This window comes from Bacillus sp. RO2 (assembly GCF_012911845.1).
In the GTDB taxonomy this organism is placed as follows: Bacteria; Bacillota; Bacilli; order Bacillales; family Bacillaceae_I; genus Sutcliffiella_A.
Genome location: NZ_JAAXCU010000045.1, coordinates 146,332 through 155,730, shown reverse-complemented (window position 1 = coordinate 155,730; position 9,399 = coordinate 146,332). Strand labels below are relative to the sequence as shown.

Here is a 9,399-nt window from a genome sequence, read left to right as displayed (position 1 = left end):
GCTCTTTACTACTGTTTTGCATTTTTCGTGGCGAGTTTGGGAGGAGAGACGGGCTCTCTACTACCGTTTTGCATTTTTTTCGGCCAGTTCGGGAGGAGAGGACGGCTCTCTACTACCGTTTTGCATTGTTCCTGTCCAGTTCGGGAGGAGAGGAGGACTCTCTACTACCGTTTTGCTTTTTTCCTGGCAAGTTCGGGAGGAGAGTACGTCTCTCTACTACCGTTTTGCTTTTTTCTTGGTGAGTTCGGGAGGAGAGCAGAACTCTCTACTACCGTTTTGCTTTTTTCCTGGTGAGTTCGGGAGGAGAGAACCACTCTCTACTACCGTTTTGCTTTTTTCTTGGTTAGTTCGGGAGAAGAGAACCACTCTCTACTACTCTTTTGCTTTTTTTCTAGATACTTTTGGCATATAGAACGCCTCTATATCACCATTTACCCTTTTTCCCAGTTGCTTCGGGCATATAGAACGCCTCTATTTTACCTTTCATCCTTTTTCCTCGCTGCTTCGGGCATATAGAACGCCTCTATTTTACCTTTCATCCTTTTTCCTTGTTGCTTCGGGCATATAAAACGCCTGTATTTTACCTTTCACCCTTTTACCAAGCTGCTTCGGGCATATAAAATGCCTCTATATCAAGCTGCTTCCAGCATATAAATTCAGCTTTTTACAATACCCCCTTACAATAAAGAAAACTTTCCCGACAAATCAGGAAAGTCCTTTAGATTATCTGTTTCTCCTTAGCCAATTCGAATGCTGCACGTTTAGAATGAATCTGTTCCTGTTTAATCATTTCTAAAAACGAGACAAAAAAACTGCCGTCAAACTGCTTTTGTGCTTTTAGAGTAATTTCAATAGCTATGTTGACCAAATAGTCCGAGCTGTCTGTATAATGCTTGCCAAATTCTATAAAACCGAGAGAATCTTCTCCGAATTTAAATCCTTTTGCGGTAAGTTGTTGAAGGTAATCTTCTGTACTCCATGATTTGTTCAAATTTATCCATCCTTTTGTACGTCCCCTTCTTCAATATTACCGCAAAATTTGTCGTTTGCCCATCATAGATTGTCCCAAAGTTCCAATTTTTTCTTTTTGGGTAACAAGCGAATTCCTAAAAAAGCTAGAGCAATACCGAAAATAGCGCCTCCAACTACTTCTTCCGGTTGATGCCCCAGACGTTCTTTTAATCGTTTTTCTAATTTGTCATGGACATTCTTGTCAGGTTTTCCTTCCAGTCTATCCAATTTTTCAGCAAGATCATTTACCGCAAGCGTTATCTCTCCTGTTTGTCTTCTAACCCCTTGTGCATCATACATAACGATCAGACCAAATATGGCGGAAAGCGCAAAGTCTATTGTTCTAAAACCCCTTTTCATTGCAATAATGGTGGCTAACGCTGAAACTCCAGCCGAATGTGAGCTTGGCATTCCTCCCGTTTCAAAGAAGGTATTCCACTCCCATTTGCCTGTTCTAAGGAATTTTATTGGAATTTTTAGGAATTGTGCCAATGTGATAGCACTCAAAGCAATTTTTAGTGGTCGATTCAAACTAATCACCTCATGTGTAGTTTGAGTCATTTCGAACGACACAATGCAACATAATTTTCAGCTGGAAAAGGAAAACTAAGAAAGGAGGTGAGAAGCATGGGTAAGAATAATTCAGCAAACAGAGGCAAGAAAGCTCCTGGTGTAAACCCTCAAGGTTACGGCCACGATGCGGAGTTTGCCCAGGAAGTACAATCCAAGCTTGAAAATAAGGCGAAAAAAGACAATACGAAACGATAAAAAAGAGAAGATGACTTGTTCATCTTCTCTTAACAAACTTTATCAATAAATCCATGTAAATTTTTAAATTCCAACTCATCAAATTTACTAGCGACTTTGCCGCGGTCAATTGTGATAGTGGCATCATTTAATTCACAGGTAACTGGTACATCACACTTAATTGTTGCAAGTTCTCTAGAGAGATGCAATAAATCCAAGCTGTCTTCAAATTTCTGACGTTGACTTTTGGTAAGAGCAGACAGATTTTCTAAGATCCCATCGACTGTCTGATATTCCATCAACAGCTTTGTAGCGGTTTTTTCCCCTACCCCTTTAACTCCAGGGTAATTATCACTGCTGTCCCCCATTATTGCTTTAAGGTCGATAAGTTGCTGCGGCGTAAGGCCTTTTTTCTCGTAAAACCCATTCTCATCTAACACTTCGTAGTTGCCATAACCTTTCATTAGCAATGCTACTTTAATATTTGGTTTAATCAGCTGAAGAACGTCTTGGTCACCCGTTAGGATTATGACCTCTGCTTCTTCACGATAAAGTTCAGCAAGGGTTCCTAAGCAATCATCTGCTTCAAATCCTGCAAGTCCAATATTGGGGATGTCAAACGCCTCAACCACTTCTTTTACTAGGTCAAATTGAGGGATCAACTCTTGTGGTGGTGCAGGTCTGTTTGCTTTATAGTCATCAAACATTTCTGTGCGGAAAGTCTTGCTTCCCATGTCCCAACAGCAGACAACATGTGTTGGCTCGAACGTTTCCATTGACGTAATCATATGTTTAACAAATCCCTGAATCGCATTCGTTGGGATTCCGTTGGATGTATACATGAAGCGATTATAAACACTGGTTGCATAAAAAGAACGGAATAATAAAGCCATTCCATCTATCAATAATACTTTTTTCAAAAGAACACTTCCTCTCTATTCCGATTCTGATTATAGCATATTTTAGAGTTGGAGGACAGGCATTCGAGGAAGAGCAAATGTTCAAAAAAACAGGTGAATTAGTCAAAAAAACAGTTGAATTAATCAAAAAAGCTCCTCAATTAGTCAAAAAAACACTTAAATTTATCGAGAATCCATTTATCTCCTAGTAATATAACATTTTTCATTATAGTTTAAAGTTGTTTTCCGTACCTTATTTTCCATTTTGTAATAATTGAAGGAATACTAAACAAGAAATCCTAATTAAGTCCATATTTTATTATCCAAAAACCTGTTCCATTTCAAAAAAAAACTGCCCAAAGTCAAAAAAACGACTTTGGACAGCGTTTTAAAAATTGAAGCCATCACCCCAAAAAAGGTAATGGCTTAAAACCTATTGGTTTTTCTTATTTGTCATTTTTGCTGCTTCGTATTCCGCGTATGAAGCAAACTCTGTATCCATGTTACCTTTTTGTTTAGCGTTATTGTTACGCTGTGCATTTGCATTTCCTTTTTTCGTACGTCCCATTCTAAATCTCCTCCTTCATATGGTGGATCTCTTATAGTTTGCTCAAGAGAGGACCCAATTAAGTGAGGGTAAATTTAGTTCTTTATTTTAGATATTGGGTTGTCTGTGTAACTTATCCAGTCGCTCCAGCTGCCGGCATACAGCTTTACTTTTTCAAAGCCAGCTTCCTTAAGTGCTAAAAATGTGGGGCATGCTGTAACACCAGATCCGCAGTAGACTACAATTTCTCTCGAAGAATCCAACTGAGAAAATCTTTCTTGCAACGCTTCAGTCCTTTTCCATTTTCCATTCTCCATATTCTCCATCCAGAAAAAATTAAGTGCTCCGGGAATATGACCGGCAACCTTATCAATCGGCTCTTCTAACCCACTATATCGGTTAGACTCTCTTGCATCCAGAAGGTAAGCTTCTCCGCTGTGAAAAGAAGATAAATGGGCCTTAACCTCTTCCATATGCATGACAAAATCTTCTTCTATCACTTTAAAGGTAAAAGTTCCACGTTTTTCTTTTAAGGGCACTTCTGCCGTTACAGGGTATTCTTGCTTCAGCCATTCACGATAACCGCCATCCATTATCAGAACATGCTCATGTCCTAAAATTTTGAACAAAAACCAAAGCCTTGAGGCCATCGCGCCGTTTTGATCATCATAAAGAACTACTTTGCCATCATCATGAACTCCGATGTTTTGCAGTTTTTGATGAAGTTCCTGAAAGTCTGGCAAAGGGTGTCTGCCTCCATGTGTATCGACTGCACTGGATAGATCTTTATTTAAATCCATATAGTGTGCCCCTGGGATATGACTTTCTTGATATTCTATAAGTCCTTTATCAGGTGCTGCAAGATGGAAGCGACAATCAATAACGGTTAGTTCGTTTAAGTGCTCCTTCACCCAATTCACTGAAACAATATGATTCATGTTCTCCCCTCCACAGTTTAGTGACTTCGAGAAACAAACTCTTCTACCATTTCTTTCGATACGAGTTGTCGCTGAGGTGCAATCCCTATACGTGCCAGCTCGTTTATTCTTTTTGTTACTTCATTAATTTTTTCGGTTGTAAATGGTTTGTTTTGACGGCAAAGGACGATTGCCTCTTCTATGTATGCTTCTCTTTGTTGTTCAAGTTGTAAAAAATTCATCACTACTTGATTTTGTTTTCTAGAATGTTCACTTATTGCTTTATGTACGCTCATGGTTGTTCCTCCAATTTATCTGTTCTTTTTTCATTAATTGTATTATGTTCTCTTTCGGTTGCCAACAATCAAATTTGTAATGCGGTTTTGTGTCAAAGCCAAGTCTACTGCAACGGTAGATGGTACGAGTATTTAATTTTAGCACTTGATAATGCTTGCAGGTAGCACATGCCTGGAATCGATTAACTTTTGTAATCACGCTCACCCTCTATTCCCAACTGTTGAAAAAACAGCTTCTCTAACAAGTGAAGATTCATCGTTCCTTCTTTTAAATGTGGTAAAGACGCTTCAGAAGCAGTGATGAAATGATTAACTTTACCACAAAGTTGAGAAATAACTGGATGTCCGGTTACTTCCTCTCCTGTCTTTAAGCAAAATAAAAGCGATAACTCTTCATTGGTAAATGTGTTACTTTTCTCTGTTAGCTCTTGAAAGTTAATTGTAACAGGTTCATTTTCAAAGTGGATAACCTGTTCTAACATCAAAGATGCCCGTACGGCATGAACAAGGTGAGAAACTTCATTATTTCTGCTCCAAGTTTGAAGGTTATTTTTAACCATCTTCAAATAATGAAAACCAAGAACTTTCTTTGAGTAGTCTGTTAAAATGACGTTTTTCATTGTAAGCATGGAAGGATCTAACTTTTTATATACAATTGGTGATAACATCCATTCATATAGGGAGGGGTTGGATTTACCAGCCAAAACTAAAGACTTCTTTAAATCCCAGCCCTGCACGTCATACTTGCCATCCTGGTTTGTAATGGTATCTTCCTTTTTCATCATGGAAAGATACTTTTTAAGGGGGGCACTATAGATGAACCTGATATCATAATCACTGCTTTCGGTAGCAAAGCCGTATGCCCTGCTACCCGCTTCACAGGCATAAAGGATCTTCACATTATGATGTAATTCAATATTCGCGAGCATTTCCTTTATTTGGTTCACCTATTTTTTCCTCCTTACTTTTTATGCTGTTGTATTTGTGCTAGCACTTCTTCCAACTGTGGGATGTCCTGTTCTTGTTGAAGTGCTGCCTGCATTCCTCCAAAATAATCCTCGAGCTGTCTTAGGATATACTTTTTGACCTCTTCTAGAGAAATCTCCATTTCATTTTTGTAATGGTTTGTTAGTTTTTGAGCACTCTCTTTCAAGAATGAGTCCATTAAAGGTGACAGCTGTTCTTCCAAAAACATGGCCATTTTTTGCTTTTCGTTTTTCTCGAAAAAAGCTTTCGAATTTCGGTAGTAGCCTATCGTTTGTTTTTCCAGCTTTGGGGAAATGGAAGGAAACGAACTATTCACTTTAAACGGTGTATATTCTTCTGCTTCCAACACACGTAAGGAAAGCTGAGCTTCTAGCTGTTGAGCTTCCGATTCTAACTCCTTTTGCCAGGACTCTAACGTTTTGCGAATAAAGTTCTCTGTCCGCACGGTAGTTGCTCTAACTTCTTGGGAAAGATTGTGAGAGATATCCGTAACAAGCTCATGTAGGCAACTGACAAGCTGAGCCTTGATATTACGTCCGTCCTCCCTGATCACTGCAGGGTTGAAACTTTCTTTGAAGAAATCGGAGAAACGTAATAATGTTCGCTGCTTAATGTAATATACAAGTTCGTTTATTTCTTGCTCAAGAAGCGTATAGAAACTTTCCGTTGCGTACCCTTTAATATGAGCTTCCAGGTTCCTTTTGTTAGTAGCATGTAAAAGCTGCAATTTCTCTTTTTCCTCGGATCCAAGCTTAGCCTGTTGGACAAAATGTTCAAATAAGGCCACAGCTTTGTTTAGATCGGATTGCGCTGCATGAAGACTCATCTCGACTAAATCAGTTTGAATGAAATCAGTAAATGCCTGCTCAAAAGCATTCATCAAAGAGCTTTCCAAAAAAGGATGTTCAAATGGTCGGTTTTCTTTTTCCTTCAAGGCAAGAAGACTTGAAACTGGATATAATCGTGGATGACGAATTCCATAAGCAGTTAATTGATCTTCTACATAATCACATACGAGTTCAAGTTCTTCCTCATTATTAGCAAGATCAGCCGCATTTACAAGGAAGAACATCTTATCCATCGAAAAAGCATCTTTCACCCTGCCTAATTGTATCAAGAATTCACGGTCCGCTTTAGAAAAAGCGTGTTGATAATAGGTGACAAACAGAATGGCATCCGCATTCTTAATATAATCAAAAGAAACATCGGTATGTCTTGCATTGATAGAGTCTGCTCCAGGTGTATCCACCAGTGTTAGACCCTGTCTTGTAAATGGGCAATCATAGAACACTTCGATCCATTCTACAAAACAGGATTTTTCTTCTTTGGCGACATATGCTTCAAATTCATTTAGTGACACCATTTGAAGCGTTCCCAATTTGGTCTTCATATCCTTCCAACCTGTTAAAAAGGCCTTCAGAAAATGAAAATGAGTCTTCTTATTTGCATCCAGTTCTAAGTGTTCATTTTTAGTGATGATACTCTTAATCGTCGGGACAGCTTCTTCAAGATCCCTTACATCCGAATTGAAAATTTGTAAGGCTTGTTGAACATCCTGATACAGTTGTTCCACTGTCTTCATCTGTACATGGACTGATCCATGTGGATGTTCTCTTGTTACAGGAGATATCTTGTTGATGGAAGCAGTTGTAGGATTAGGGGAGACAGGCAGGACCTTCTCACCAAACAAAGCATTAGCAAGGGAAGATTTACCTGCACTGAATGCTCCGAACAACGCAACCGTAAAAGTCTGGTTTTCAATTTTCCCTGCTCTTTTTTTCAGGTCATCCACAATCGTCTGAAACCCATGTATTCTCTTTAAAGAGCTTGCTGTCTCCTTTAGTCCCTTGACTAATAATGCTGGGTCACTTTGTTTCATAGGTTCTACAAGAATGGCTTCTTGTTTCTGTATAACGTTATTACGTTTAGATGTTGAAGAAGCTAATTCATCTCCCCGAACTGTTTTATAGGAACGGTTCAGGTAGTGAGCAAGGACATTATCCGACTTAACTTGTTCCTCTTTTACGAAATTGGAAAGGATGATGCTGTTTAGTTCTTCAAATTTCTGTTCTAGCTCGATATGCAAATGTGTAATCGCTTCTTGGGCATGGTGAACCGCTTCTAATCTTTCGACTTCCACCGACAATTCTTTTGTGCTATCTTGAATTTTCTTTTCCAGTTTTTCGAAGTAACCTTCCATGAATCGCTGTACTTGTTTTTGATAGGCTAATTTAATAGAATGGGCTAGATCTTTTGTGTAGTGCAAAACGGCATTCCCAGTATAGCCTGCACCAGCTTTTACATGACCAGCTACAAACTCTTCAGTAATAGGCACCGTCAGCTCCTGTACGGTATCAAAAATCGATGGAGAATAAAAATTCTGCTCTTTTAAAAAAGAAATAATATGTTCATGAATGAACTTCTCTACCTGTGTTTTCACTCGTTCAGTTATATCACTGCGAAAAGCGGCACTTCTTTGCTCACGCTCTTCTTGTGTTTTTTTCCCCGAGAACAGCATCCCCACCTTGAATCCTTTTTGTTGAGACTCAAGGTAACGTTCAGCTAGTTCCCTCATCTCAAACGGTGTGATATTTGCATTTTCCAAGATCCGCTTTGTCTGATTGATAAAATCCTCTTTCATTTCAGCCGTTTCAGATTGGATGGTAGTCAGTTTATTTTTTCTTATCCTTAACGTTTCTGCTACATCTTTTGGCAGATCTCCTAAACAATGAATCGTTTGTTCATACCGGTCAATTTCCTCTGCTCTTTGTTCAAGATGCCATTCTTTATGTTCATCCATTACTTGAATGAGCGCTCGCTCAATCGTTTTTGGCAGAATATCCAACTTGTCTTGTCTAAGGATTTGAATCGTTTCTTTTACAATCGAAAGGTCGTTAAGAGGATGGCTGGTTTCTTTAAGGCTTGTAAAATAAATGCTTGCAGGTATAATTCCCCAATCCCCAAAAGACTCCATTATTCTTTCGTTGTATGTGGTAAATGGGATTTCTTCCTCCTGGTGCTTGTCAATTTGGTTAACGATTAAATAAATCTTTTTTTGCTTGTCTTGAAGCTCCTTAATAAATTTAAGGTTAACCTCAGATTGGACATGATTATAGTCCATTACATAGAAAATGACATCTGCCAAATGCAGGGCTGATTCTGTGGAAATGCGATGGGCATCGTCAGTGGAATCCACCCCTGGAGTGTCTAATACGACCATATCAGCAGGTAGCTTCTCAAAAGGAAATTGGTATTCAACGGATTCCACTTGATCTCCGTTTTTGCAATACTCTTTTACATGTTCAAACGAGACTGGAGGAAGGATCTCCAGTGATTCTCCCTCAAAAAAATGAACATGCGCAAGCTCTTCTCCATTTTTTATCTGCACGACATTGGCCGAAGTTGGTATAGGACTAGCCGGCAAGATTGCCTCCTCTAATATCTCATTGATAAAAGAAGACTTACCCGCTGAAAAATGTCCGCAAAAGGCTATACTTAATTCTTTTGTTGAATGTTTATGTAAGAGTTCCGCCACTTTTCTGGCGCTTTTATGATCACCGTGATTATGTAGCTTTTCTAAAATTAATTGCAGTTTGGTTTGGAGCTGATTTATCTCCTGTGTATGCTGTTGGATTTGCTGTTTTGGATTGTTTGATCCCATTTATTCTGTCCCCTTAGTTGTGTGTATCATTTCTCCGCTTCTTATATCTATTTTACTTGATATTTCAGTATTTTCCCATATAAGACGCCTTATTTATTAATATTTTTGCTCAGGAAACTTGTGCATGGTTTTGAATAAGTGAATCTATAAAAAACAGGGCCTCTACATGTATATATGTAGTAGACCCTGTTATGTATTATTTAATTGTTCTAGGCTCACATGTATGCTGTAAAACAACTTTCATTAATACGGAATATGCTACCACAGTCGTACCAATCAACAATAATGTCATGTTGGTAGTCCCCCTCGTTGATAGTGATAATTATTATCATAA

Annotated in this window: 9 protein-coding genes; 1 reads left to right on the top strand and 8 read right to left on the bottom strand. The window is 38.7% G+C overall.

The genetic code is table 11. The annotated features are described in order from the left end of the window. Positions 1 to 718 precede the first annotated feature (718 nt). A complete protein-coding gene (locus tag HF078_RS13770) occupies positions 719 to 991 on the bottom strand; it encodes a DUF6123 family protein (RefSeq protein ID WP_168864180.1) in 273 nt (90 codons plus the stop codon). Positions 992 to 1,053: 62 nt separating this feature from the next. Next, complete coding sequence (locus tag HF078_RS13765; RefSeq protein WP_169291660.1) at positions 1,054 to 1,542, bottom strand: divergent PAP2 family protein; 489 nt, start codon at positions 1,540 to 1,542, stop codon at positions 1,054 to 1,056. A gap of 96 nt (positions 1,543 to 1,638) precedes the next feature. Between HF078_RS13765 and HF078_RS13760 the strand changes: the two genes are divergently transcribed. Continuing rightward, the gene (locus HF078_RS13760; RefSeq protein WP_169291659.1) at positions 1,639 to 1,779 is read left to right on the top strand and encodes a small, acid-soluble spore protein L; all 141 of its coding nucleotides are present in this window, start codon (positions 1,639 to 1,641) and stop codon (positions 1,777 to 1,779) included. A 29-nt stretch (positions 1,780 to 1,808) separates the two neighbouring features. Here the strand turns inward: HF078_RS13760 and HF078_RS13755 are convergent, their stop codons facing one another. From HF078_RS13755 to HF078_RS13735, 6 genes are all read right to left on the bottom strand, one after another. Then, positions 1,809 to 2,678, bottom strand: coding sequence for a 5'-3' exonuclease (locus HF078_RS13755; RefSeq protein ID WP_240951753.1), 870 nt, complete (start codon positions 2,676 to 2,678; stop codon positions 1,809 to 1,811). A 412-nt stretch (positions 2,679 to 3,090) separates the two neighbouring features. Continuing rightward, positions 3,091 to 3,225: a hypothetical protein gene (locus HF078_RS21075; RefSeq protein ID WP_269433424.1), complete on the bottom strand. Its 135-nt coding sequence runs from the start codon at positions 3,223 to 3,225 to the stop codon at positions 3,091 to 3,093. A gap of 74 nt (positions 3,226 to 3,299) precedes the next feature. Continuing rightward, positions 3,300 to 4,142 (bottom strand): sulfurtransferase, encoded by an 843-nt coding sequence (locus tag HF078_RS13750; RefSeq protein ID WP_169291658.1) that lies wholly within the window; start codon positions 4,140 to 4,142, stop codon positions 3,300 to 3,302. A gap of 17 nt (positions 4,143 to 4,159) precedes the next feature. Continuing rightward, a complete protein-coding gene (locus HF078_RS13745; protein WP_169291657.1) occupies positions 4,160 to 4,417 on the bottom strand; it encodes a YpbS family protein in 258 nt (85 codons plus the stop codon). Between the two features lie 182 nt (positions 4,418 to 4,599). Further along, positions 4,600 to 5,364, bottom strand: coding sequence for a DNA polymerase beta superfamily protein (locus HF078_RS13740; protein WP_169291656.1), 765 nt, complete (start codon positions 5,362 to 5,364; stop codon positions 4,600 to 4,602). A 14-nt stretch (positions 5,365 to 5,378) separates the two neighbouring features. Further along, the gene (locus tag HF078_RS13735) at positions 5,379 to 9,065 is read right to left on the bottom strand and encodes a dynamin family protein (protein WP_169291655.1); all 3,687 of its coding nucleotides are present in this window, start codon (positions 9,063 to 9,065) and stop codon (positions 5,379 to 5,381) included. Between the last annotated feature and the right edge of the window lie 334 nt (positions 9,066 to 9,399).

Coding starts and splice junctions, on each gene's coding strand:
- HF078_RS13760 (WP_169291659.1), top strand. CDS start 1,639: ATGGGTAAGAATAATTCAGCAAACAGAGGCAAGAAAGCTCCTGGTGTA.
- HF078_RS21075 (WP_269433424.1), bottom strand. CDS start 3,225: ATGGGACGTACGAAAAAAGGAAATGCAAATGCACAGCGTAACAATAAC.
- HF078_RS13750 (WP_169291658.1), bottom strand. CDS start 4,142: ATGAATCATATTGTTTCAGTGAATTGGGTGAAGGAGCACTTAAACGAA.
- HF078_RS13745 (WP_169291657.1), bottom strand. CDS start 4,417: ATGAGCGTACATAAAGCAATAAGTGAACATTCTAGAAAACAAAATCAA.
- HF078_RS13735 (WP_169291655.1), bottom strand. CDS start 9,065: ATGGGATCAAACAATCCAAAACAGCAAATCCAACAGCATACACAGGAG.